General features: G+C 32.2%; 24 protein-coding genes and 1 other annotated feature. Of the genes, 5 read left to right on the top strand and 19 right to left on the bottom strand.

Annotated elements, in window-relative coordinates; all coding sequences use genetic code 11:
* Positions 1-120: 120 nt before the first annotated feature.
* Positions 121-331 (bottom strand) — a binding site (T-box leader).
* A 138-nt stretch (positions 332-469) separates the two neighbouring features.
* Both M2475_RS06295 and M2475_RS06290 read left to right on the top strand, forming a co-directional pair.
* A complete protein-coding gene (locus tag M2475_RS06295; protein ID WP_277490312.1) occupies positions 470-1,237 on the top strand; it encodes an SDR family NAD(P)-dependent oxidoreductase in 768 nt (255 codons plus the stop codon).
* A 41-nt stretch (positions 1,238-1,278) separates the two neighbouring features.
* Complete coding sequence (locus M2475_RS06290; protein ID WP_277490311.1) at positions 1,279-1,710, top strand: hypothetical protein; 432 nt, start codon at positions 1,279-1,281, stop codon at positions 1,708-1,710.
* A 107-nt stretch (positions 1,711-1,817) separates the two neighbouring features.
* Here the strand turns inward: M2475_RS06290 and M2475_RS06285 are convergent, their stop codons facing one another.
* From M2475_RS06285 to M2475_RS06265, 5 genes are all read right to left on the bottom strand, one after another.
* Positions 1,818-3,965 (bottom strand): HAMP domain-containing sensor histidine kinase, encoded by a 2,148-nt coding sequence (locus M2475_RS06285; protein WP_277490310.1) that lies wholly within the window; start codon positions 3,963-3,965, stop codon positions 1,818-1,820.
* Positions 3,966-3,972: 7 nt separating this feature from the next.
* On the bottom strand, positions 3,973-4,674 hold the full coding sequence (locus M2475_RS06280; RefSeq protein ID WP_277490309.1) for a response regulator transcription factor: 702 nt from the start codon (positions 4,672-4,674) through the stop codon (positions 3,973-3,975).
* A gap of 83 nt (positions 4,675-4,757) precedes the next feature.
* Entirely contained in the window at positions 4,758-5,411 is a 654-nt protein-coding gene (locus M2475_RS06275) for a VTT domain-containing protein (RefSeq protein ID WP_277490307.1), read from the bottom strand.
* A 124-nt stretch (positions 5,412-5,535) separates the two neighbouring features.
* Entirely contained in the window at positions 5,536-7,050 is a 1,515-nt protein-coding gene (locus M2475_RS06270) for a phosphomannomutase/phosphoglucomutase (RefSeq protein ID WP_277490306.1), read from the bottom strand.
* 56 nt (positions 7,051-7,106) lie between these two features.
* On the bottom strand, positions 7,107-7,940 hold the full coding sequence (locus M2475_RS06265; protein WP_277490305.1) for a class I SAM-dependent methyltransferase: 834 nt from the start codon (positions 7,938-7,940) through the stop codon (positions 7,107-7,109).
* A gap of 294 nt (positions 7,941-8,234) precedes the next feature.
* Here M2475_RS06265 and M2475_RS06260 point away from each other — a divergent pair, with 294 nt between their 5' ends.
* Both M2475_RS06260 and M2475_RS06255 read left to right on the top strand, forming a co-directional pair.
* On the top strand, positions 8,235-9,122 hold the full coding sequence (locus tag M2475_RS06260) for a fructose bisphosphate aldolase (RefSeq protein ID WP_277490304.1): 888 nt from the start codon (positions 8,235-8,237) through the stop codon (positions 9,120-9,122).
* A 117-nt stretch (positions 9,123-9,239) separates the two neighbouring features.
* Positions 9,240-10,667: an HTH domain-containing protein gene (locus tag M2475_RS06255; protein ID WP_277490303.1), complete on the top strand. Its 1,428-nt coding sequence runs from the start codon at positions 9,240-9,242 to the stop codon at positions 10,665-10,667.
* Between the two features lie 463 nt (positions 10,668-11,130).
* On the opposite strand, the gene M2475_RS06250 is transcribed toward M2475_RS06255, so the two are convergent.
* Positions 11,131-12,006 (bottom strand): AraC family transcriptional regulator, encoded by an 876-nt coding sequence (locus M2475_RS06250; RefSeq protein WP_277490302.1) that lies wholly within the window; start codon positions 12,004-12,006, stop codon positions 11,131-11,133.
* Between the two features lie 92 nt (positions 12,007-12,098).
* Here M2475_RS06250 and M2475_RS06245 point away from each other — a divergent pair, with 92 nt between their 5' ends.
* Positions 12,099-14,348 carry an excinuclease ABC subunit UvrA gene (locus M2475_RS06245; protein ID WP_277490301.1) on the top strand — a complete coding sequence of 750 codons (2,250 nt, stop codon included), beginning with the start codon at positions 12,099-12,101 and terminating at the stop codon, positions 14,346-14,348.
* Positions 14,349-14,352: 4 nt separating this feature from the next.
* Here the strand turns inward: M2475_RS06245 and M2475_RS06240 are convergent, their stop codons facing one another.
* The 13 genes from M2475_RS06240 to M2475_RS06180 all read right to left on the bottom strand — a co-directional run bounded on the left by M2475_RS06240 (position 14,353) and on the right by M2475_RS06180 (position 26,611).
* Positions 14,353-15,153, bottom strand: a complete 801-nt coding sequence (locus tag M2475_RS06240; protein ID WP_277490299.1) for a BtpA/SgcQ family protein — start codon at positions 15,151-15,153, stop codon at positions 14,353-14,355.
* The gene (locus tag M2475_RS06235; RefSeq protein ID WP_277490298.1) at positions 15,146-16,138 is read right to left on the bottom strand and encodes a hypothetical protein; all 993 of its coding nucleotides are present in this window, start codon (positions 16,136-16,138) and stop codon (positions 15,146-15,148) included. Before M2475_RS06235 ends, M2475_RS06240 begins: the two co-directional genes overlap by 8 nt.
* 27 nt (positions 16,139-16,165) lie before the next feature.
* On the bottom strand, positions 16,166-16,885 hold the full coding sequence (locus M2475_RS06230; protein WP_277490297.1) for an amidohydrolase family protein: 720 nt from the start codon (positions 16,883-16,885) through the stop codon (positions 16,166-16,168).
* Positions 16,886-16,904: 19 nt separating this feature from the next.
* Positions 16,905-17,720 carry a PTS system mannose/fructose/sorbose family transporter subunit IID gene (locus M2475_RS06225; RefSeq protein WP_277490296.1) on the bottom strand — a complete coding sequence of 272 codons (816 nt, stop codon included), beginning with the start codon at positions 17,718-17,720 and terminating at the stop codon, positions 16,905-16,907.
* A 6-nt stretch (positions 17,721-17,726) separates the two neighbouring features.
* Entirely contained in the window at positions 17,727-18,476 is a 750-nt protein-coding gene (locus tag M2475_RS06220; RefSeq protein ID WP_277490295.1) for a PTS sugar transporter subunit IIC, read from the bottom strand.
* A 15-nt stretch (positions 18,477-18,491) separates the two neighbouring features.
* Entirely contained in the window at positions 18,492-18,959 is a 468-nt protein-coding gene (locus M2475_RS06215) for a PTS sugar transporter subunit IIB (RefSeq protein WP_277490294.1), read from the bottom strand.
* Positions 18,960-18,971: 12 nt separating this feature from the next.
* The gene (locus M2475_RS06210; RefSeq protein ID WP_277490293.1) at positions 18,972-19,361 is read right to left on the bottom strand and encodes a hypothetical protein; all 390 of its coding nucleotides are present in this window, start codon (positions 19,359-19,361) and stop codon (positions 18,972-18,974) included.
* On the bottom strand, positions 19,354-20,091 hold the full coding sequence (locus tag M2475_RS06205) for an amidohydrolase family protein (protein WP_277490292.1): 738 nt from the start codon (positions 20,089-20,091) through the stop codon (positions 19,354-19,356). Before M2475_RS06205 ends, M2475_RS06210 begins: the two co-directional genes overlap by 8 nt.
* A gap of 95 nt (positions 20,092-20,186) precedes the next feature.
* Positions 20,187-20,915, bottom strand: coding sequence for a GntR family transcriptional regulator (locus tag M2475_RS06200; protein ID WP_277490291.1), 729 nt, complete (start codon positions 20,913-20,915; stop codon positions 20,187-20,189).
* A gap of 128 nt (positions 20,916-21,043) precedes the next feature.
* Positions 21,044-22,531, bottom strand: a complete 1,488-nt coding sequence (glpK, locus tag M2475_RS06195; RefSeq protein ID WP_277490290.1) for a glycerol kinase GlpK — start codon at positions 22,529-22,531, stop codon at positions 21,044-21,046.
* Between the two features lie 29 nt (positions 22,532-22,560).
* The gene (locus M2475_RS06190) at positions 22,561-22,914 is read right to left on the bottom strand and encodes a nuclear transport factor 2 family protein (protein ID WP_277490288.1); all 354 of its coding nucleotides are present in this window, start codon (positions 22,912-22,914) and stop codon (positions 22,561-22,563) included.
* Positions 22,915-22,929: 15 nt separating this feature from the next.
* Positions 22,930-23,313, bottom strand: a complete 384-nt coding sequence (locus M2475_RS06185; protein WP_277490287.1) for a hypothetical protein — start codon at positions 23,311-23,313, stop codon at positions 22,930-22,932.
* 199 nt (positions 23,314-23,512) lie between these two features.
* Entirely contained in the window at positions 23,513-26,611 is a 3,099-nt protein-coding gene (locus tag M2475_RS06180) for an ABC transporter ATP-binding protein/permease (RefSeq protein WP_277490286.1), read from the bottom strand.
* Positions 26,612-26,786 lie beyond the last annotated feature (175 nt).

Here is a 26,786-nt window from a genome sequence, read left to right as displayed (position 1 = left end):
AGTTATTTTCAGTGTACACTTATTCACTTTTCAAAGATCTTTAAAAACTTTTTAAAGTTGGTCAATATTGCTTGACTTCCTTATAGTTAGCTCCTATAAATAAAAAAATTCATCCTTACATACAAGGACGAATAGTTCGCGGTACCACCATGTTTCCAATACACTCTCTGTATTGGCTCTTTACTATAACGCTAGCAAGCGAGGATTACCTCATCATCGTTCGATATCCCAGTTCACAGTCACGTTCCCTACTTCATGCTCTAGTTTTTCACCAACCAACTAGTCTCTATAAGCACTTTATTTAGGTACTACTCCTGATCATTACTTTTAATATAGACATATTACACGTTAACAATAAAAAATGCAAGCCTTTTTCAAATAATTATCTTAAGCACATAAATTGTTGTTTTCTTAGATCACTCGTATAATGTATGTAAAGTTAACACAAACAAAGATGGGAGGTAATACTATGTTTGACTTAACAGGTAAAGTAGCAGTTGTAACTGGTGCTAGTAGTGGTTTAGGAAAAGATGCTGCAATCGCTTATGCAAAAGCAGGAGCAGATGTTGTATTGTTAGCAAGAAGACTTGATCGTTTAGAAGCGGTGGCAGCGGAGATCAAAACTTTGGGGCGTGATGTCTTACCAATTAAGATGGATGTCACAAACGAAGAAAGTGTAAAAGATGGAATCCAAAAAGCCTTTGATCATTTTGGACATTTAGATATCTTATTAAATAACGCAGGTGTTGCAGTTCGCGGTGGTGTTGATACATTGAGTGTTGAAGATTTTGACAAATCTATGGATGTGAATGTAAAAGGAATTTTCTTAGTTAGTAAATATGTTGTAAAACATATGATAGATAACAACTATGGAAAAATTGTTAACACAGCTTCCATAAATGCAATTATTGCAGACAAAGATGATACCTTCATCCGTCATTCATACAATGCGAGTAAAGCAGCTGTATTGGGACTTACCAAAGGAATGGCTGCATCTTATGGTAAATACAACATTACTGTAAATGCCATTGGTCCTGGATTGTTTGAATCTGAAATGACCGAAAACACATTGTTTAAATCAGAAGCATTCTTGAATCTATACAATGGATTAAATCCAATGAATCGTCCTGGAAAACGAGGCGAATTAAATGGCACAATCTTATATTTTTCTAGTGATGCATCAAGCTATGTAACAGGTCAATTCATCATTATTGATGGAGGAATGTCAATTGTATAAGCTACTATAAAAGTAGCTTTTTTTATTGTATAATATAGTTGATGAAAAAATATACAAAACACCATAAAACAACCGAGTTAGAATCAATCTTAAAGCATTCTTCACAAGACAACCTTAAGGATATTGTAGACCAGCTAGAAGAAATAACATTCATTGAATATTTTGAATTACTTCTAGTTAAATATAAGGCTAAAAAAAGTGATGTCATCGCTAATACATTATTGGATCGTACATACGCTTATCAAATATTACAAGGTAAAAAGTTAGGTGGAAAAGATAAAATCATTCAATTTTCTTTAGGTATTCATTGTACTTTAGATGAATGCAACAAACTTCTACAACTCACTAATAATGGTAAACTATATGCTAAACATAAACGTGATGCCGTTTTGATTCACGCAATTGAAAAAAAGTTAAATGTCTTTGAGACAAATAACTTATTATATGATTATGATATGGATTTATTAGAATAGGGAAGGACTGGAGATGTCAGGGCGTTAGGTACTCAAGTCCTTCATATCCATGATAAGCAAAAGAGCATCTACTTGGCTTCTATTTGAAACAAGATGCTCTTTTTTTGTTATGAACGCTTATCTTTCTTAAAGACCAATTCTACTTTAAACAAATCACCATCAATAAGTATCTTCATCGTTCCCCCTTGAACAGTTGTAAAGCTTTTCGCAATTGCCAATCCCAAACCTGATCCAGAACTATTTCTTGATTTATCTCCTTGAACAAAACGCTCTACCAATTCATCCTCACTCAACTGTATTTCCTGCTCAGAAATATTCTTAAAAGAAATATGTACAGTATCATCCTGTTCAACCACATCTATATACACACGTGTATTAGCAAGTGCATATTTATAAATATTCATAAATAAATTTTCAAAAATACGATATGTTTTATTACTATCTAAATGAATGTCAATTTTATCAGATGAAGTAGTAATCCTAAACTCTAATTGTTTGCTTTGATTACTATCCATACATTCAAAGTTCACTTGCCTTAATAAAGAAACCACATCTATTTTTTCTATATCTAAATGAATATTTCCACTATTTGCTTTACTCACTTCAAACAAATCATCAATTAAATTTTTCAAACGCATTGCATTTCGATCTAATGTTTGAATATACTCTGCCGTTTGTTGATCAGATGTATTATCATTCTTTAATAAATCTATGTAAGTAATAATCGTTGTCAATGGCGTTTTCAAATCATGTGATACATTCGATACTAATTCTGTCTTCATCCGCTGTGATTTCACCTCTTCATTCACAGCTTTTTCAAATCCATCTTTGATGTTACTAAATTCATTTCCCAAAGAATTGAAAATCCCCAAATTCTGATCAATCTCTATATCAAAATTACCATCTGACAATTTCTTCGTAGAATTTAATAAAATCATATAATCTTGTTTTATTGTGCTAAACTTTTTTCTTAAGAAGTAAAATAAAGCAATAGAATATAAAGTGATAAAGACTAAAACCAATAGGAACGAATTACTAACTAAACCAATCATACTAAGAATACTAATGATGATAAAATGAAAAGCTACAAAACGAAGAATTGCTTTATTTTGCGAATCGCTAAAATCAAACTTTGTAATTTTATCGAGTAATTCCATTAATTTGTTTATCATCCATGCAACAAGGGTTCTTTCTTTAAAATATTGAAACCCTTTCATTATTATATACTTCAAAATAAATACAATATACGCAACAAATTGAAATATCAACATCCACATAATAATACTTATAATTCCTTCAATTATTGGACTTCCTTTGTTGACTCCAACTTCCATAATTGAATCCATCAGTCTTCCACTGTTGGTTACAGCTGTAATCTCAGGCGCAATCAAAACGCTAAGGCAAGTTGCTATAATTGATACTATAAAAGCAATTTCGAACTTTACTTTTTTAAGGCTCTTATAAGGGTTACATTCCTTTATGATTGCCATTGGATAAAACATAATAAATAGTATTATTACAAGTACACACAAACTTACATAAGGAAATAAATAACTTGTATAAACTTCTGCTCTATTATTATAACCATACATATGAAAATCACTTAATGTGTATGTCCTAGGAATTGCATATACAAAAGTCATGTTTTTAGGATTTTCTAATGTCAATGTCCTTATTTCACTATTTGTATTTTCATCATAAAGTGTTGCTCCTAACACATAATATTTCTGAGCTTCAAGCTCTTCAAGAAGATATTTTTCATCTGCAAAGTTATCATAATCATCATAATCGCCACTTGCTTTTGCCTCTCCTTGTTGGTCATAATCAACACGAAGATAATAGTAATAATTTTCTTTTATACGATCGACATCCTGTTTTTTCCCTAATGCTTTATCATTGGTAAAAATCGTTCCCTTGGTATGATCAATTGCATAATATCTTAATGGCTCTCCTTCAAGTTCCGATAATGAATGTCCTTGAAATTGCTCTATTTGTTGTAAATCTACATTAATATTTTTTGTTTTCACTTCTTTTACTAATGACTTTAAGTCTGTTCCCTGTTCACTTAGTAAATGTGACGTTAGCATCAATTCATATCTTGGAAGTAATTCACACTTTTGATAAATGTAATCTCTTAAACTTTCATCATCTTTTCCATCTCTTTCTTTCATTGCATCATAGTTAATAACCATAAAACATGACAGCACAAGTAGCAATAAAACAGATGATACTTTACATATTCTTTTCTTGTTCATATAACCCTCACGATTGTTTTTCAATTTTATATCCTACACCCCAAATAACTTTTAAGTATTTTGGGGTTTTTGGATTAATTTCAATTTTTTCTCTTAAATTACGAATGTGAACCATTACAGTTTCTGTATTAATTGCATCCTCTTTCCATACAAGTTCATAAATTGTATCGGCAGAAAATACCTTTCCTGGATGTTTCATTAACAGTTCTAATATTTTAAATTCTATTGGTGTAATCTTTACTAGCTCCCCATCTACAAACACTTCTTTTGTATCTATATTTACTTCCAATCCACCAACAACATAACGATTGGCAGATTCTTCCTTCTTAGCTAATTCAATAAACCTTGTATAACGTCGTAATTGTGCCGCTACACGCGCTAACAATTCCATTGGTACAAAAGGTTTTGTCACATAGTCATCTGCTCCTATATTAAGCCCTGTGATTTTATCAATATCTTCAGACTTAGCAGATAATACAATTACTGGAAAATCATATTGCTCTCGCAATTTCATAATCATTGTAATACCATCCATAATTGGCATCATAACATCAACCAAAGCTAAACTAATATCTTCTTGTTCGATGATACTTAAACCTTCTTTTCCATTTGCTGCTTTAAAAACAATATACCCTTGATTTTTTAAATATATCTCAATTGCATTTGCAATTTCTATTTCATCCTCAACAATCAATATCTTATACACCATAACCACACACCTCTTTCACGCCTTTCATTATACATTTCAAACAGAAAGAAACCTAGTATATAATTCGAAAGAATTTCGAAAGATTATAACTTATTCTTATAAAACCACAAACCTAAAACAGAGATAAGTGCCGTTACAATAAAAATAGATAGTGTTAAAGTTAAGTTATTTGTATGAAGTGTACTTCCACCAAAGGTACTAGAAATAACGGATGGAATTCTTGCAACACTTGTTATGATTAGAAATTGTTTTAAGGATATTCCTGTAAAAGGCGCTGCATACGTTAAAATATCTTTTGGTGTTCCTGGAATGAAAAAAATAGTAAAGATAATCATCTGAATATTCTTTTTTTCTTTCATTTTCTCAATATGCTTTATCTGCTCATTATCCACTTTCTTCTTAAGATGTTTTACCCCCAATTTACTTATGCAAACATAAATAATAATTGAGCCTAAAGCAGCGCCTAGCAAACATAATATCATTCCATGAATAGGTCCATAAATAAATCCAGCTCCTATTTCAACAAGTTCACCAGGCAGAAAAACAAGAACGACTTGAACCGCCATAATAAGAATCATTACCATTTGCCCAATAATACCAAGTGATAATAAACTCTGTTGCAAGGTTTTCGGATTTTCAATAAAATTCATAAATGGCTTATATACCATCAAACAAAATGCAGCTAACACAAATAGAAAAACACCAGCACTTAAAAATAATGGTTTGTACTTTTTCACTCTATATTCACCTCCGACGAAGATAACTATAAACAAAGATTTATAATATCTATGGGCAATAAAGAAAAAGAATTTCGAAAGGTTTTATAAAGAAAAAAGAATAGCATGTAAGCTATTCTCTATATTACTTGATGAAGTCAACCAATGAGCAAACATCAAGACCATCATATTCTTTCAAAAATTCAAGGAGTTGTTTTGCAATACTCTTACATCCATCCTTTGTATTTGATTCAATATTCAATGCCATAATTGGATCATGTAATGATTTTCTAAGCAAAAACCATCCATTTCCATGTTCTTTATCAAACGAAAACCGCAATCCTTCATAATTTTCTTTTGCCAATTGAAACTGTGGATGTGCTTTAGAATACACCTCTAAAGCTTTCAACACATCATCTCCATATGCAGAAAAATCTGTATTTTTGATTTGGAATCGTAATTCTTGTTCTTCTAAAGGATGTTTTAATTCACTAATTAACTCATCAATGTATTTTTCCTCTTTAAACAATTTAGCCGCTTTTATAACTATTTTAGTTGCCAAATAAGCTCCATCATCTAAGAAATAATTTTCTTTTAACGCTGCATGGCCACTTGTCTCAATTGCCAATTGACAATCAATTCCCTTATCATTTAATTCAATCGCTTTATTAATTACATTTTTATATCCACGTTGATAGCGCAAATGCTTTACCTTCAATACTTCTTCTAAAAAGGTATGTAACTCATCACTCGTTACACTATCTGTAACAATCGTTGTTGCTGGATGGTCTTCGCTAACAAGAGCTGCACTTAATGCTACAATTGCGTTTCTGCTAATTTCATTCCCAAATCTATCTACTGCACTGCTACGATCTACATCGGTATCAAAAATCAACCCTAGATCAGCATGATTCTTTTTTACTGCATTGCATATTGCAGCCATCGCTTCTTTATTTTCTGGATTTGGAATATGATTTGGAAACATTCCATCTGGCTCTAAAAACTGACTACCAGTAATATCTGCCCCAAGTACAGATAATACTTTTTCAGCATAAAATCCTCCTGCTCCATTTCCCGCATCAACAATAATCTTCATGCCCTTTAATGGTTTATCATAATCTTCTTGATCATTCACTTGTTTGCGAATCGTATCCACTAAAAACTGCGAATACGTAGATAATAAATTTTGTTTTTCAATATTTCCTATTCCTGATAGAAATTGCGCTTCTTTTGCATGTGTAATCAAAGTCGTAATATCTTTCTTGTTGAGTCCACCATCTTTATCAAAAAACTTCATCCCATTTCGATTAAATGGTAAATGACTAGCAGTAATCATGATTGCTCCATCACTTTGAAATTCTTCAAAAAGCGTTGACATAAACATAGATGGAGTAGACGCTAATCCACAATCATAAACAAGACAACCACTATCACTAAGACCTTGGCATACTGCATGTTTTAAATCATCTGCACTAATTCTTGAATCATGTCCTACCGCAACACGAAGTTTCTCTTTATTCGTTTTGTCTTGCAAATACTTTGCAAAACCTTTTGCAAAAGCATAAACAATATCTGCTGTTAATGTTATTGGCTCACCTTCCACACCATCAACTGCTACACCACGAATATCACTGCCATTTTGTAATTTTAGTAAATCCATAATTATACCTCTTTTCTCTCAACAATCATCATAACGAAACCAAATTAGAAATGCAATCACTTCTTTCTTGCAACGATACAAATTGTTTCACTATCTTTGTGGTATTTCTTACCTGTGCAATCTGCATATATAGTAACATCAATAAACCCCACTTGACTTAATTCTTCTAAAATCATCTCAACACTAAAACTAGTATTCCATATATTATAATACTGCGCATCTTGATCATCAACAATTAGATATTGTTCCAAATATATATGATTGTCATATTGATGATTACGTTTAATACATACATAAGGATGATTACGCCAAAATCCTTTTTCTTCGTATGTAACTTCTACATTATTTTTAAATGTAAGGTAGTTTGCTTTTGTGAAAACATCAAAAACAAAAACACCCTTTTCTACCAAGTTCTCATAAACCATAGTTAAAATATGTTTGCGTTCCTCTAAATTTAATACTCCGTAATCACAATAAATCATCGTGATGATATCATATACCTGCTTTAAGGATAGTGTTAAATAGTCTTGATATAAATAATCTATGTTTAATCCTTTTTGATTCGCTACTTGTTTTGCATAAGTAATCGAGCGTTTCGAAAAATCAACGCCTGTTACTTTACATCCAAGATTATAAAATTGCTCCGTATAAATACCTGGTCCACATCCTAAATCCAAAACCATCGGATTTTGCTTTCTACAATTCAAAGATAAAATCCATTTTGTTGATTTTATAATTGTCTTTAAATTTCTTGAAGCTGAATTACTTGTTTTATCTAAATGTGCTTTTAACATCTGTTTAGATATATACTCATCATCCCAAAATAATTCATTGCTTTTTTGATATGGAAATGGTAAATCTTTATAAATATCGATTAATTTCTTATTCATGATTTCCTCCTAAAAACAATATACATCATAAAAAAACTGTGAAATGCAAAGTCATTATCATTACTAAAACTACTGTCATCAGTATTGTTTTAGTAATCGTGATAATTAACTTAACTTTTCCACAGAACATTTATATTATCGATTGTATAATATCAAATGGTTGGACTTCCTCCCTCCTTCTCTCTTATGATGTATATTGTTTCATACAGTATACCATATTTAATTGAGTAAACCATTATCTTTCCCTTCTTAACGAGTGTTATAATTAAAATATATGAAATGGAGGATATACTTATGAATAATGAACAATTAAATCGTATGCATACAGGTAAAGGATTTATAGCAGCTCTTGATCAAAGTGGTGGTAGCACACCAAAAGCACTTGCACAGTATGGAATTGCAAAAGATGCTTACACAAATGATGAAGAAATGTTTTCACTCGTCCATCAAATGCGAACACGTATTATTAAAAGCCCTGCGTTTACTTCTAGACATATCTTGGCGGCTATCTTATTCGAAAATACTATGGATCGTGAAATTGATGGCAAATTGACTGCAGATTATTTATGGGATGTGAAAGGGATTATACCAATTTTAAAAGTTGACAAAGGACTAGAAGAATTAGAATATGGTGTTCAAGTAATGAAACCTATTTCAAATTTAGATGAACTATTAGAAAAAGCAAAAGCAAGAAATATTTTTGGTACAAAGATGCGCTCTGTTATCAAAGAAGCAAATCGGGAAGGAATTAAAAAAATTGTTCGACAACAATTTGAAATTGGTAAACAAATCGCTGATTTTGGACTTGTCCCTATCTTAGAACCTGAAGTAGATATTCACATTCCAGATAAAAAGGAAGCTGAAATAATTTTAAAAGAAGAGATTTTCAAGCAGTTGGAATTATTGGATAAGAAAATAAAAATAATGTTTAAATTATCTATTCCTAGTGAACCTGACTTCTATGCAGAGCTTATGGAGTATCCACATGTAATTCGCGTTGTAGCACTGTCTGGCGGTTATTCTCGTGAAGAAGCGAATGCATTATTGGTAGAAAATCATGGTCTGATTGCTAGCTTCTCTAGAGCCTTAGCAGAAGGACTAAGCGTACAACAAAGTGATACGGAATTTAATGATACTCTTTCTGTGTCAATTAATTCAATTTATAAAGCATCTATTACTTAATTTTAGAAAAAAAATATGATATAACTATACTTACAGAAAACACATTACATACGCAATGTGTTTTCATTTGGTAAAAAACAACCCATTGGTTGTTGGAGGGAGAAAGCATGAGGTCGAATGAGACAACTTTTAGACAGTACTACCCAAAGGATTGTTCAAATTATTGAAATCCTTTCTTACGATGTAGAAAGAACTACCGTAAATCAATTAGCACAAACAATAGGATGCTCAACTAGAGCGATTTCCAAAGATGTGGATATCATTAGAAAAAAATGGGGGCATTTACTAACAATTGAAACATCAAAAAAATATGGAATTCGTTTAGCCAATCGTAACTACGCTATCAACAAAATAGTTTTTCACCAGATGATTAACGAATCATTAAGTGTTCAATGGCTATTAGAATTATTCATAAATCCAGAACAAAACATCAATTTTTATAGTGAAAAACTCTATGTAAGCAATTCCACCTTAAAAAGACTAATTTCAAAAATTAATAACGAACTTATAAAATATAAAATAAAAATCGAAGTTCAACGAGGTAAATATTTTATTGCTGGAGATAATGAAGCTTATATCCGTAAATTTTTTACCTTTGCATTTATTGAATCTCATGGATTTGAATTACCTTTTTCCTTTGATTTGAGTTTTAGTAAAAAAAATGTAGAAAATATCATTCAAGAGCGATTTGCAGTCGATAGTTTCAATGGTGTAGAATCATTATATTATTCCATGTTATTAGCTATATCTTTAGTTAGAGAAAATCAAGGGTTTCCTTTGGATAAAAAGTATCAAGTGAATTTAAATATTAAAAAAAGTATTTATGATGGTTATAAGTTTTCTTTTCCTAACCTAACACCTGCGGGGTTAGAACGATCTTTTTCCTTAATTATTATATCCTATGATTTTTTTGAAACTTCTCAGGAAAGAGAAAGCGTTACTAAAGAACTTAGAAACACAGCAAAAGCAATCTTAAAACATTCTCCTATCGGTCATATTGGCGAAGTTGAAGACTTTGTATATTTCATACTATATCGAATCTATCTAGATTGTAAAATATTCCCATATCCTTCCTATCTATTTTATAGCCGAATGCAATGGTTCGCAAAAAAATATCAACAGACAAAGCCAGACAAAGCAAAAATCACTTATGTACATCTTGAAAAATTATCTAAAAAAGTTGGTTTAAACCTTTGTGTCTTATTTGATGTGTTTATTTATTATTTTAATGTGTATACATCAAAGTATATTCATTTGCCAAAAATGAAAATGATTTTAGTAATTAGTGATTTCAGTCATCAACATGCTACCTATTTGGCATCAAAAATTGAAAATTCAATTAATATTGGTAATGTTCAAAAAGTTGATATCACAAAGCTCCGCTATGAACAAGTAATTACTAGTTCACGGGCCTTCTTTCAATCCTTTGATATCATTTTATCAACCATTCCCCTACCAGCAAATGCAAGCGGACAAAAAATCTTACTAATTGATGATTTTTTAGAAACTGATACAATTAATCAAATCATTGCAGCTATTGAATAATACATCTATAAATAGAAATCCTCACATTTGGTGATGTTATTTGAAGATCCATTTCTTCCTCCTCACTTACGCTTTCTTTCTATTCTTCTCCTGCTCCACTTGCTGTATACGAATTGCTGATAAAACACCCCAAACATAAAAAAGGAGTTGTAACTGAATAGTTATTATTATATCAACTATCAAATTACAACTCTTTTTTGCATGATTCAATTTCCAAACAAAAACTTAAAATACGGATGAAGGGCGCCATAATCATAAATTAGATTGTTGGAAATTGACTCTGTTGTAGGTAAGTTTTCTTTCCGGACAGGAAAGGATCGAAAAGAAAACCTAAAACCTACTCTAAAAGTATAGCAACAAATATAAACATAAAGTATTCAAATTATTCCTATAGTCCCTAACATAAAGAACTAAAAAGGTAGGATTTACTTTTCCCTTAATAAAAAACACTTCTAAAAGTGTTTCATTTTAAAGGAATAAAAATTTCAACGATACTTTCCAAGTGTTCAGTTCCTAAAAAGCGTTCATCGTAAACTTCAAAATCCACTCTTGATTCATCAAATTCCTCTTCATTATTTAACAACCAAATCCCCCAGATATATTCATAAGTTTTTACTAAATCTCTTACTTTGCCCTGGTGCAAAAACACTGCGTATCTTCCCCCCAATACAATACGTTTTTCCATAGTATCAGGAATATTCTTATAAGTACTACTATAATCAATTGATAATTGATGCGAAAATAAAACATCTCCTTTTTCATCATAATATGGAGTATCTGTATTGCATAAGGCATAACTTCTAATGGGAATAGACGTTATATTTTTTTTAATATAAGAAATAAAATCTTTCCATGCATTTACTATTTCATTATTTAAAAGACTTGTTTGATAGTTTTTTCCAATCGTTGTAAAAGTCTCTACTCTCATGATTTTTGGTTTTTGAATCTTATGATTTTTTTCAAGATATTCTAACATCGAAAAATCGATAACTTTCTTTTTCTCTATAAAATAGCTAACCCCGTGCTTTCGATATGATGATGGAGACTTATGGTATCGCTTCTTAAACGTTCTTGTGAAAGCTTCATGCGTTGTAAAACCATACTTTAAAGCAATCTCCAATATATTTGTATTACTATTTAACAAATCATCTGCTGCTTCACTCAAACGTCTGCTCTTCAAATACGAACCAATCGATTCTCCAATTATAGCTTGGAAAACACGTGAAAAATGATAATATGAATAACCTGTAGTCCTTGCAATATCAAAAACTGTAATATTCTTTTCCATATTATCTTCTATATAATTTATAGCAATCTCTAATGCTTGCAAATAGTTCATACATTCTCCATATATCTGGCTAAAGTATAGCAAAAAATATCAAGAATTTCTATCTACCTTCCTATAGAATAAACGGTATGGAGGAGTGTAATATGAACAATAACATTATCATTCAAGGATTAAAACAAAATAATTTAAAAAACGTATCATTGCAGATACCCAAACACAAATTAATTGTCTTTACAGGTGTTTCAGGTTCTGGTAAATCCAGTATTGTTTTTGATACCATTGCAGCTGAATCACAACGACAAATGAAAGATACTTATCCTGCATTCATCCGTGGTAGAATGCCAAAATATCCAAGACCAGATGTTGATAAAATTGAAAACTTAAGTGCTTCCATCATCATTGATCAAACACCACTAGGAGGTAATATTCGTTCCACTGTAGGAACTATTAGTGATTTGTATACCAGCTTACGATTACTCTATTCAAGAATTGGAAAACCTTTTGTTGGTAGCGCATCACACTTTTCTTTCAATGATCCAAACGGTATGTGCCCTACCTGCTCAGGAATAGGAATAACCAAGACTGTTGATATCAATAAACTCGTTGATTTTGATAAATCACTTAACCAAGGTTGTATAAAAGAATCTACTTTTGCTCCAAATACTTGGTATTGGAAACAATATAAAGAATCAAAACTTTTTGACATGGATAAACCAATTGCTCAATATTCAGATGAAGAATTATCATTGCTTCTCTATGGTAGACGAAATCATGATAAAAAACTTGTTAACGAAAAAATCACAGGAGTCTATCACAAAATAACACAGAAATATCTAACAAGAGATTTAAGTAAATTAATAACCCCCATAAAAGATAAAGGAAACTCTTTTATTAGTCAAAATCTTTGTCCTGATTGCCAGGGAAAAAGGTTAAACTCTGCTGCTTTGAATTGTAAAATTATGAACTATACAATTAATGATATGTGTGAAATGGAATTAAGTGATTTAATTCATGTATTAGAAACCATTCATGATGCTTCTGTCCAATCTGTTTTAGACACTTTGAAGTCAGGTATCAAACGATTGATTGATATTGGTCTTCCCTATCTTCATTTAAATCGAGAATCCTCATCTTTGTCAGGTGGTGAAGCACAACGTCTAAAACTTGTCCGTTATATGGGGAGTAGTTTAACAGATATGATTTATATTTTTGATGAACCTAGTGTTGGCATGCATCCTCATGATGTCGAAAGAATGATATTATTACTTCAAGATTTACGTGATAAAGGAAATACGGTCATTGTTGTTGAACATGACCGTGATATCATCGCCATAGCTGATGAAATTATCGACATAGGAAAATACGCAGGAACACACGGAGGCAATATTGTTTTTCAAGGAGACTATAAAGAGCTACTACTTACAGATACACTTACTGCTAGAGCGTTACTTGAAGAAACAGATATTAATCATACCCCTCGAAAATGGAATACATCTTTTTCTATCAAAGACGCAAACCAACACAACTTAAAGCATGTTCATGTAAATATTCCTAAACACATTATAAATGTGATTAGTGGTGTAGCTGGATCTGGAAAAAGTACCTTAATATCCAAAGTTTTTACGAATACTTATCCTAATGATATTATTCACGTAGATCAATCGCAAATTACCACTTCAACAAAATCTACACCTGCTACCTATTTAGATATTTTAAGTGATATCCGTACATTGTTTGCCAACCATTGTAACGTTGGAAAGGACCATTTTAGTTTCAATTCAACTGGAGCCTGTGAAAAATGTCAAGGAAAGGGTGTTTTAATTACTGAACTTATATTCATGGATCCTATTATCAACACTTGTGAACATTGTGGGGGTAATCGCTATAATCAATTAGCACTTTCTTATACGTATAAGCATAAAAACATTGTTGATGTATTGAATATGAGCATTGAAGAAGCATTGATGTTCTTCGACCATAAGAAGATAAACACGAAACTTCAAGCAATGAAAGATGTAGGACTTGCATATATGTCCTTAGGACAACCTCTTTCGACTTTATCTGGTGGAGAATTACAACGAATAAAACTAGCTAAACATCTAAATAAAAAAGGCAAAGTATATGTCTTTGATGAACCTACAACAGGATTGCATATATCAGATATAAAAAAATTATTAAAGCTATTCAATCATCTGGCTGATAAAGGAAATACATTAATTATCATTGAACACAATCTTGATGTAATCAAACAGGCAGATTGGATTATTGATATTGGTCCTAATGGTGGAAAAAATGGTGGAGAAGTTGTTTTTCAAGGAACTCCACTTGATATGCTTCAATATAGTAAAACACATACAGCTAATAGTTTACGTAAAGCAGTAAAAAACACCTAATCATTTATGATCGGTGTTTTTTGTCTTCTTTCGCACGTTGTGCTTCGGCATTAAATATTTCAGCTCTTTGTGGGTCTATGTTATTTTTCATATCTCCATTCTTAATCCATGTAGCTACTGAGACTCCATCATAATAATGCAACAACTCATAAATATTGTCGCCTGTTGCACCACCTCCTAAAATCATCGGTGTATTAGGAAGTTTCGTTCGTACTGCTTTGGCCATCTGGATACTTTCTTCAACATTCTTTCCAGAAATAAACAATCCATCTGCAAAAGCCTCATGAACCGCTTCCCAAGCTGCGTCCTCCATTGGTTTGGCACCTAAAGCCACTCCATGAACTTCTTGTATATCAACATATACAGGTATTTTAGATTTGGTACGTTTTCTAATATTGGCTATCTCTACACACTGTGCTTGTAAAATACCAGCACTTGTTACACTAGCTCCCGTAAACAAATGTTCAACACGAACAAAATCTGCACCAATTGCATCAGCAACTGCTAAGCTAGCAACACCATCCCAGTTCAATAACACACCAAGTGTTAAAGATGGATATTTTTGTTTTATCTCATAGCCAATCCTACTCATATATGCGATTGCTTCAGGTGATGCAATTTGCTTAATTGGCATATCGTTCATATTTTGTAAGATGACCCCATCAAAACCATTATCCACAACCATCTGGGTTTCTTTCAATACTTCTTCAACAATCTCATCAATTGTTTTTGAATCATGTCGATAACTTCCAGGAAGGGGGCTTGGTTGAATCATCGCAAATACTGTACAATCTGGTTTAAACATAATTTTTGCCTCTCAACTCTGTTATATATTTCATACTTATATCATACATTTGGGTACTTGGAATTATTCCCTTTTCTGTGATAAAAGCATAAATATGTTCAGGACATACACCAATCAATTCGGGTGTACGATAATCAATTGCTGCCACATTTCTTTTAGGTGTAGCAATCTTCCCTAATTTCTCTTGAAGATCATTGATTACCAATTCTTTCTTTTTTCCATATACAGGACGAACATCAAGTTTTATGAATGGTGTTACCATATATAATGGAACTTTGTAATATTGACACGCTAAAGCAACCATGTCCGATCCAATCGTATTGAAACCAGTTCCATCAGGATAAAATGTTTCAGCACCCATAAATGCAAGGTCACAATCCTTTATATAATACATAACACTTGCATCAGGAAAAAATTTTATTTTATGTCCTTTATCTAAGCAAGGTTGAACAAATGGATACCCTCCATTGATAGCTCTACTTTCTGCAATATATATTGTTTTAGGATGTTCTACACTGCATAAAATGGCTTCTACTGTACTCGAATAATCATAAATCATGATATTTTCACAAGCTTCTGCAATTTCCACCCCATACTTTACAACTTGCTGCATATTCTTTTCTGCATTTATAAAATAACAATTTTTTTGTTTAATTACTTGATTCGTTATTTCACCAATATTACTATTTTCTACTTTTTCTTTCATTCCATCTAACATCAGATAAATTGCATTCGTAACCGCTTGTGATGCTTCTCCCCTAGTTTGAATGAAGAAATCACCTAACAAATGAATATGCTTATGAAACTCTACTGCACTTACATTTGCTTTACAGTCTTCAATACAAATTGCTTCTATCATATTGCCAATCATTTTAATATGCTTACTAGCTCCTAAAACCTTTTGAAATACAATATCATCAAAATCTTTAATAACCGTTGATGGAAGAATTTTTCTTACCTCATCGGCATTTATTTTTCTTTCCATAAAAACTCCTTACTCTTATATACATAGTTATACCTTTAACAGTATCTTCATATTTTCTTTTTCGATTTGCTCTCTATCTTCTTTTGACAAAGGGAATAAATCATAGATTTCATAACCATTCCTTGTAAATCGTTCAGGATAACTAGATCCAAATACAATTTTATTGATATCAATTTCTGAAAACGCCTTCTTTAAAATTTGAAGCTCATATTGATTTGACGTTTCTGCATAAGCGTTAGCATTTCGTTTTATAATATCAACACAACCATATCCATAATCAAAGCAACCCAAATGTAGAAAAACAAAAGGTATCATTGGATACTTTTTAACATACCTCTCCCACTGATGTGGCAAAGCATGTGCACCAAGTCCAGAAAATATTTTTATGGGCATTGAATGCTTTGCAAGGTATTGAAATAAAATTTCTACACCTTCACAATGATCTGGAAAATAACCATGTATAAATGAATTTAATTCAATCATTTTAATTTCAGGCAAAGATAATGCATGTTCAATATCATCTTCAATCGAATGCAACGCTGGATTTAGTAATGCACATCCAATCAATTTATCAGGATATTGTCTTACCAAAGCTGCTACATCTTCATTTCCTTGCTTGATTGTATCTCCATCAAACGTTGAGATGACTCTTTTTTCAATGTCATTCTTTGTCATATCAGCTAATAATTCATCAATTGCATACTCATTTTTATCTTTAACAATGTGTGCATGAATATCAAATTTCATTATCTTCACCTCCGTAATACTATCCTAAAATGCCTAAATATACACCAGCAATTGCTACTACCATTGTTAAGAAAATCAACTTAACTGCTGATATTTTTTTCTTTGTAACTAACCAATACATCAAAAAGGTATATGATAACCCAAGTACTCCTGGCATAAGTCCATCAAGTGTTTCTTGAATATTGATTACTGTATCCCCTGAAGCAATTTCAATTGGAATATTAATAAATACAAGAGCTGGAATAAATCCACCAACAATCGTATAGGCAGCGATTGCTGCGATATCTGTTATTTTTGTAATAAGTCCACTTGAATTAATTTTTTCTACTAATTTAACTCCTTGCTTATATCCTTGAAAAACACCAAGATAACGTATTCCAATCGATACAATACTCATTCCAACAACAAAGAGAATTGGACCAGCCCAACCTAGGCCTGCTTGTACTAATGAAATTGCTAAACTAGCTAAAATTGGTCTTGCCGTTCCATTCAACAAAGAATCACCTAATCCAGCAAGTGGTCCCATCAATGCTGTTTTCACTGCGTTGATTGAACTAGGATCCATCTCTGGATCATTTGCATGCATTTCTTCCATTGCAGCTGCTATTCCTACTGGAATTGCAGATACCATATCTTGTGTAAGGAAATATTCCATATGACGCTCATAAGCTGCACGCTTATCGTCATCATTGTCATAAACCCTTTCAATCACTGGCATCATTGCTTGTGTAAATCCACCATTTTGTTGACGTTCATAATTATTTGTTCCTCGGATTGCCATCTGATTCCAAAAAACACGCCATAAATCTTTTTTTGTTAATTTTTTTGCTTCCATCTCTAATTACTCCTTACCTTCATCTGCTAATTTAAAGTAATAATACAAGGCAGAGAATACGACTGCTAACAATGCTATTCCAATCATATTAATTGCTAAATACGATGCAAAGAAAAATCCTAGAAATAAGAATGGCCACATCGTTCTACTTTTAATTGAACTAAGTAATAATGCAAATCCAACAGCTCCAACCATATTACCACCTACTGATAATCCAGTAATAATTTCATCAGGTATTGCGCTAATTATCGAAGCAACAAAATCTGCTCCATAATATACAGCTAAGAATGTTGGTACTCCATAAAGTAGTGCATTCATTGCCATTGGTAAAATTGTATTATTTAAAACTAATCCCTTTGTATTTAACTTCTCTATTGCATGTTCTGCACGATGCATAAACCAAACATTAATAACCGAATTTTGTACCGTCTCTGCAATCTGTCCAATAAATGATACCGGCAAAGCAGTAGCAACAGCTAAATCTGTTCCTCCGCCTCCCAAAATCGCTACAGCTGTTGCAATCGCTGTACTAATCGTTGGATTAGGAGGTACTGCTGTTCCTACGAAAATAACAGCTAAGAACATTAATTCCACCGTCACCCCAACCTGACATCCAGTGTCAAAATCTCCCATAATTGCCCCAACAACAGGTCCAATTACGATTGGTCTAAATATATGTGTTTGAAATGTGTGTGCATCAATAAAAGCAATTGTAACTACTGCAGCCACAAGTAGTGCTTGAATAAATAAACTCATATTAGTCTCCTTTTTTTATAATAAATCAATTAAATTTTGCTTATGATCATTAGGTACAGCACGTACTTCCACTTCTACTTTTGTACCCAATTCTTTTAAATCTTTTACTTCATCTTCATCGACCCAAACATTGTCTAAGATTTTTTTCTTACCTTTTTTCATATTGATATTTCCTACATTAATACTTTCTACACCTGTACACTCATCAATAATCATAAGTGCTTGTTTAGGTCCACGTACTAATAGTAAGGTATTATCATTTCCTTCATCACTCTTCAAAAAAGCAATTCCATCTGCAACATTCAAAATTTTTAAATTAATATTTTTAGGCGTCGCCATTTGTAATAGTGATTGTTGAAGCGTATCTTTTGCTGCAAGATCATCAATTACTACAATCTGCTTTGCTTCTGCTTGTGCAATCCACGCAGTAACAATTTGTCCGTGAATCAATCGATCATCAATTCTAAATACTTTAATATTCATTTTTTATACCTCCTAAATAGTACTTAAACCCGCTGTATCAGGTAGTGTTTTAATAAGTGACTGTGCCATTTCTTGAACTTTTTTTCCTTCTTTTGTTAGAATTGCTTCCATTAATAAAGGTAAATTTATTCCATAAAAAACAGCAATATTATCATTGTTAAAGGAAAATTTACTCACTGTATTAAATGGGGTTCCCCCAAGAATATCCGTAAAAATCAACCATTGTCTCTCTTCATCTACATTCATTAGAATTTGAGCAAGTTTCTCTTCATATATTGAAATACCCATTGTTTCATCAAAGACAAGATATTCCACATTCTCAAATTTCCCAATAATCATTTTCGCTGAATTTACAATTCCTTTTGCCAGCTCTCCATGTGTTGTTATCAATATGTTAATCATTCTTTCTCTCCCAGAGCTTTTCAGCATTTCGATAAAAGATATCTGCTTTTTGCTCCTCATTCAATTCCAGTTCCTCAAATTTACTAATTTCAATATTAATTGGTTTATATGGCCAATCCGTACCAAAGCAAATTCGTTTTGATCCTAATATATTAATTGCATCTTTAAGTACCTGTGCATCCATTTGTCCGGATGTTTCTACCCAAACATTTGGACAATCCTTAATTGCCATCAGTGTTGAATGCCCAAATTCGTAATATCCAATATGGGTGAAAACAAAGCGTAAATTAGGATGTTTTTTTGCATATTCTGCCCATACATATGGATTGCTAATTGGCGCCGTTCCCACATGCGTTTGGACATGTACTCCATAACTCTCAATTTTATCTAATATAGCATCTAGAGCGGGTGTATTATCAGGATAATATCCATGTTTCCACGAGTGAAATTTAATTGCACTCATCTTATATTCACTTAAACATACATCTACTTCATGTAATGCATCTGGGGCTTTTGGATTAATAAAACCATAACCTACAATCTGCTCTGGATATGCTTTCATTGCTCGAGCAATCAAGTTGTTTTGTTCCTTTGTAGATATTCCAGAAAGACAACTGATTCCTACTTTACTTACACCAAACTTTGCCAGATCCTCCACCAATTGCGTTGGCGTATTTTCATCTCCAGAACTTGTTTTTCCCAAATGGGAATGAATATCATATATCTTCATTCGATACCTCCTACTCTATCTTGTTATAACATGTTATATTCATATCTTAACTTATTATAATATGTATGTCAACTAAAAGAGTAACAGTTTTCCTGTTACCCTTTTTTTAATTGTATTACATATTTATATTCATTTGCTTTATACGTATTGATTGAAAACTCTAAAGCTAGATTATTACTTCCATACGTTATCCGCTCTCTTCGAAAGACTGGTTCACCCTCGCTCATATACAATTCATTGCGCATACTTGAAGATGGCATTTGTGCTTCAATGGTTTCAACGGCACGTTCAATTGATTCTCCATGCTTTTCATATAGTGCATATATAGATGTCTTCTCATCCAAATCCTGATCGCTGATTATAAGTCCAAATTTCTTTGATATGTATGTTTCATTCATTCCAATAATACGTCCATTTTTCAGCCGTAAACGCTTCAAATAATAGATATCATCACCTTCATTCACTTGCAAGTACTCACATATAATACCACTTGCTTTCATCTCATGGAAATCCAAAATAATGGATGAAGGTCGCTCACCTGATTTTACTGCTTCTTGTGAGAAACTAGATGCTCCAACAAGATTTGTATATTGACGATGTGGCAATACATGAGCTCCTTTTCCTCTCGATATCTTTATATAACCAGCAAGTTCTAAATCCTGCAAGGATCTTCGAATCGTAATTCTGCTGACGCTAAATTCTTTTTGAAGCTCCGCTTCTGAAGGAAGCATATCATTCACTTCATAAATACCATTTTCAATTCTTTTCAACAACTCTTTATATACTTGTAAATATAAAGGTGTAGTAGTTGGTTTTTGACTCATAATTCCTCCTAGTAAATATCACCTGTATTAAAATAACATCAAACTTGTATTGTTATAATACAAGTTTATCACAACTTGTTATATTCTACAAATATCTTTTACGAAATCAAAATACCTACATTCTCTATTTATTTAAACATTTTTGTTGCTGCCACTGCTTTTTTCCATTTTTCATAGTATTGATTTTGTTTTTCTTTGCTCATCTTCGCACTATAATGCTTCTTTATTTGACGGTATTGAAGAATTTCCGTTTTTGTCGTCCAGAATCCTGAACTCAGTCCTGCAAGATAAGCAACTCCTAAAGCGGTTGTTTCACTTACATGTGCTACATCAATTTCAACGCCTAAAATATCTGCTTGAAATTGCATTAAAAATGCATTCTCAACCGCACCACCATCAACTCTCAGCATCTTCAAATCACAATTGCATTCTTCGACCATGACATCTAAAACATCTTTAGTTTGATAGCAGATGGATTCCAAAGTTGCACGAACAATCGCTTCCCTTCCACTCCCTCTTGTAAGTCCAAAAATAGAACCTTTCGCTTCACTATCCCAATATGGTGAACCTAACCCCACAAATGCTGGAACTAGATATACTCCTTGATTATCATTAAGTGATAAAGCTTGCTGCTCGCTTTCTGCAGCAGTATCAATTAATTTCAAGCTATCTCTAAGCCACTGTACTGCACTACCTGCAACAAAAATCGAACCTTCAATCGCATACTCAATAGAACCATCAATTCCCCAAGCAATTGTTGTTAAAAGTCCATTTTTAGAAATAATTGGCTTATCCAATGTATTCATTAACATGAAACAACCTGTTCCATAGGTATTTTTAACAATTCCAGGTTCATAGCATCCATGGCCAAACAAAGAAGCTTGTTGGTCTCCAGCTATAGCCATAATTGGAATTTCATAATTAAAAAATTGTGTTTTTGATGTTGTTGCAAAATAACCAGATGAATCTTTTACTTCTGGTAATAGTTTTCTTGGAATATTCAAGAGCGATAATATTTCACCATCCCATTCTAATGAAAATATATTATATAGCATCGTTCGTGAAGCATTAGAATAATCTGTTGCATGAACGCCATTACTCAACTTCCACAAAATCCAACTATCCACTGTACCAAACAACAAATCACCAGCCTCAGCACGTTTTTGGGCTTCTGGAACACGATCTAATATCCACCGAATTTTAGTTGCCGAAAAATAAGAGTTAATTGGTAATCCTGTTTTATGCTTTATAAATTCCGTATGCCCTTGTTCAATTAAAGCTTCACAGATTTCATTTGTCTGCGTTGACTGCCATACAATTGCCCGATAGATTGGTAGTCCTGTTTGTTTATCCCAGATAATTGTTGTTTCTCTTTGATTCGTAATCCCTATTGCTTCAACTTCATCAAAATCAATTTTTTGATTTACAAGCAAGCCTGCAAGAAGGATTTGCAAAGTCTGCCATATTTCTTCGGCATCTTGTTCTACCCATCCTGGATGTTCAAAATATTGCGTAAATTCCTTTTGTTCCATAGCACAGATATTACTATGTTTATCAAATAATACCGCCCGAATGGAAGTAGTCCCTAAATCCAAAGATAATATATATTTTCCCATGCTTTCTCCATCTACCCTTTCTGTTTCTATTATTCAATTGGTAAGTTATGTTGTTTTAAAAATGATAACTTATCCCAATATCCTCTTTGAAAAATAATCTTATCATTTACAATATGAAAAAAACCACAACCTCTTAAGCCCAATGGATCTTTCCATTCTAAAATTGCCCATTCTCTATCTTCAAATATATTTTCAACAATACAAACCATCTCTTCAATAGTAAATTCACTTTTAAACATCTCTTTAATCGCTTCTTTTCCTATTACTGGTTCATTGGCTACTTGATGGTTTGTTGCATTTTCTGCATATAGGTTTGAAATCCCCTCATAATCTTTGGCATTAAATGCCTCTACCCATTTTAATAATATCTCTTTTGGTGTCATATATATTCCTCCTTTTTATTTCTCCAACGCTTCTTCAACAAGCATCTTTACAATGTACATAGTTTTTATCTGCTTTACAAACCGATTATAATTTGTTGTACCCTCTTCATATTTTCGCTGTGCCTTTTCACATTTTCTAAGAATTGAAGATATTGGTTCCAATGATGCACTTAACTCTTTTTTACTATATTCGTTAATATCTTTTCCCAGATTTAAATCATCATCTAATTTGTGAGTTAACAGCATTTTCGCAATATACATTGCTTTTATTCTATTCGTAAGCAATGTATATTGGGAAGATCCAACTTCAAATTTACCATGCATCTTTTCACATTTATTTATAATCGAAAGTACTTCTAATAATGCCTCAGAAAAATCCGAATTTGTATAATTACTCATCACTTTCAACTTACTCCCTTTACTTATTATTATAATCTTTTAAAACATTTCATATAATCAATTACAATCATCATACTGAATATAAGAAAAATATTTATAATTACAACTTATCATATATCCTTTAAAAGTAAAGAACTTTTACCATTGAAGGCTTAACTCAAAAAGCTACACATCATTAAAATGTATAGCTTTTTAATTTCTATTCACTTCTAAGTGCTTCTACAGGGTCTTTGCGTGCTGCTGCTGAAGATGGGAATAATCCAGAAATAAAAGCTAATGCCATACTAATTAAGACTAATATCGCTGCTGCAGTTGGTGGCAATTGTGCAATATTTGCAATTCCCAATTCATTATAAACGATAATATTAGCAACGATACTTAATAAATATGTTACTACGATACCAATCATTCCAGCAATAAAACCAATAATTAGTGTCTCTGCATTAAATACCCAACGAATATCTCGTTTGCTGGCTCCAATCGCTCGAAGAATCCCAATTTCTTTTTTTCTTTCCAGTACAGATATATAAGTAATTACTCCAATCATAATGGAAGATACAATTAAAGAAATCGCTACAAAAGCAACCAATGTATAGCTAATCGTATCCACAATATCTGTTACAGAAGACATCATTGTCCCTACAATATCACTATAGCGAACAACTTTATCATCATTTCCAGCTTTTTCCATTTTATGATTATAATCTTGTAAGAAATGAATTACATTTTCTTTTGATGTAAAATCTTTAGGATATATATTAATTTGATTTGGTGTTTTTATATCCGCATATCCTAACGTTGATAAATTGCTCTCTAACGTTGTTTCATTCGGGCTTAACATCGTCGTCATCAAATCCAGGATATCATCTTCACTAATATTCAATTTAAATGCTGCTGCAAAGGCTTCTTGATCAATCGACATTGCATTTTGCATCTGTTGAGGAAACTGTTCAAGAGCACTTTGAATTTGATTTTGAATCTGATTTTGTAAAGTAGTCATCATTTGTGTAACATATGTCTGCATTGCATTTGTCATATACTCTTGAATTACTTTACTGAGTTGATCACTAAGTTGACTAGTATCAATTGCTTCCGCAAGCTGTCTATTGATGTTTGCTTGTACATCATCTCTATTTAAATATGCAATTAGATTTTGAATAACTACTTCTGGATCACTTACTCCATCTCGTATTTGTTCTTGAACAAAGTCTCTTAATACATTTTCCATGATTGCATTTAACTTATCTGCAGGGATATTGATTTGACCCGCAATCTCTTGGTTTAAATTTCCTAAATTCATTTCAGGAAGAGTTATATCATTCATATTGATATCAAAAGAAGACATATCCACATTCAATTGTGATGTATCAATATGAAAAGCATTACGTATTGCATCCTCATCAATTGTGAATAACTCTTTAAAGTCAAATTGTGAGTTGCTTTCATTCTTTTCTTCAACAAATGATTTTCCTGTGAAAATGTTCATCGTTGGTTTGTTTAATTGCTCTTTTACAATTTTCGTATCAGCAGATGTTGTAATTAAATATTGTGTTAACTCTGGTGTATAGTTGATACCTGAAGCCAATGAGGTAGCAGTAGCATCTGGATCCGCTTGTACAACACCTACAATCTTTAAATCTACCCCTTGTTCAATCGTTTGCTTCATATGTGTATCATTATCTGATTTATCTATCCATACCTTATATTTTTCATCATACACATATTTATCAGATGGATGAATCACCGTAAGCTTAGAATTCATTAATTTGTTAAAGGTAATATTATTATCATCTGCTTTTATATTGACGCTTTTTCCTGGTTCATTTACAAAAGTATCTAACATCTTTTTTAGCTCATCTCGATCTTTCAACCCCAAAGAATATAGTACATAATCTGATACATTCCCGTTTGATGTTAAAACCAATACTGTTTCATCATACTTTTTGGGCCATCGTCCTGCCTTGATATCATATTGATTCTCAAACATTGTGCTATCTCCAGGTAATTCATGAAAATTATTCATTCCCATCATAGAACTGTTCCCCATAATTGCACTCATCCCTGTACTAGAACCTATACCATAACTCTTCAATATAGCGTCTGGACTCACTTGATAAATTCCCTTGCTAGTATCTGTTAAGTATATTTGCGGAATAATATCATATTTATACTGAATATTTTTAACATACGGATCAATTTTATCATTGTTTTTCTCAATATAGGCTTTTAAAGAAGTTAAATCGTTTTGATTTTGATAACTAAACATCGTTTCAAAAATATTACGTACCCCTACATCACTATCCTCATTTTTACTACTACCTTTGGTAGTCATATTTTCAGGATCTCCCAGCATACTCGTTATATCAATACCAGAAGCTTGAATGGTAAGCGGGTAGACACTCATCGTCTCTTCTTCGATATTGGCAATATATGCATTTATTCCACTAGCCAAAGCCAAAATTGCAGCAATTCCGATAATCCCAATCGATCCAGCTAAAGACGTAATGAACGTTCTTCCCTTTTTGGTCATCATATTACTAAGTGATAATGAAATGGCAGTAAGAAAAGACATACTAACTTTACGTGGTGCCTTCTTTGTTACAGCCATTTCTTCATGCAAAGACAATGGATTTGTATCGTCTATGATTTCTCCATCTTTCAATTGAATAATTCGATTAGCATACTTATCAGCCAATGCAGGATTATGTGTAACCATAATAACTAAACGGTTCTTGGCAATTCTTGTTAACAGTTCCATTACCTGTTCACTTGTTTTGGTATCCAATGCTCCAGTAGGCTCATCTGCAAGCAATATCTCTGGATCATTAATTAATGCACGTGCTATCGCAACACGCTGCATTTGCCCTCCAGAAAGCTGGCTTGGCAGTTTTCTTATATGATCCAAAAGTCCTACTTCTTCCAGTGCAGCTTTTGCTTTTTTTCTACGCTCTGCTTTTGATACGCCACTTAACGTAAGCGCTAATTCAACATTTGACAATATTGTTTGATGAGGAATTAAATTGTAACTTTGAAATACAAATCCAATTCGATTATTACGATAAGCATCCCAATCAGATGATGTATACTTTTTGGTTGATATTCCATCAATTTCAAGATCACCAGAATCATAACGATCAAGTCCTCCAATAATATTTAACATTGTCGTTTTCCCAGACCCTGAAGAACCCAGTATTGCTGCAAACTCATTATCTCGAAACAAAATTGAAACATCATTCAATGCAACTTGAGTAAAATTATAAGTTTTATATGATTTGCGAATATTAGTAAGTTTTAACATATATAATTCCTTTCTTGGAATAATCACAATTGGATGATATACAAAATGAAACCCTTCCCTGTTCTATATAATCCATCTTTTATTTCATAACAATTAAATTTTACTAAAATGAAATATCTCAATAATGTTAATAATTTGTGAAATATACAACATTTAAAAAATATTTTTAATATAT

It is taken from the genome of Breznakia sp. PF5-3 (assembly GCF_029504745.1).
Lineage (GTDB): Bacteria > Bacillota_I > Bacilli_A > Erysipelotrichales > Erysipelotrichaceae > Breznakia.
Note: the sequence above shows the minus strand (reverse complement) of the source record. Positions and strands in the feature narration are given on the sequence as shown.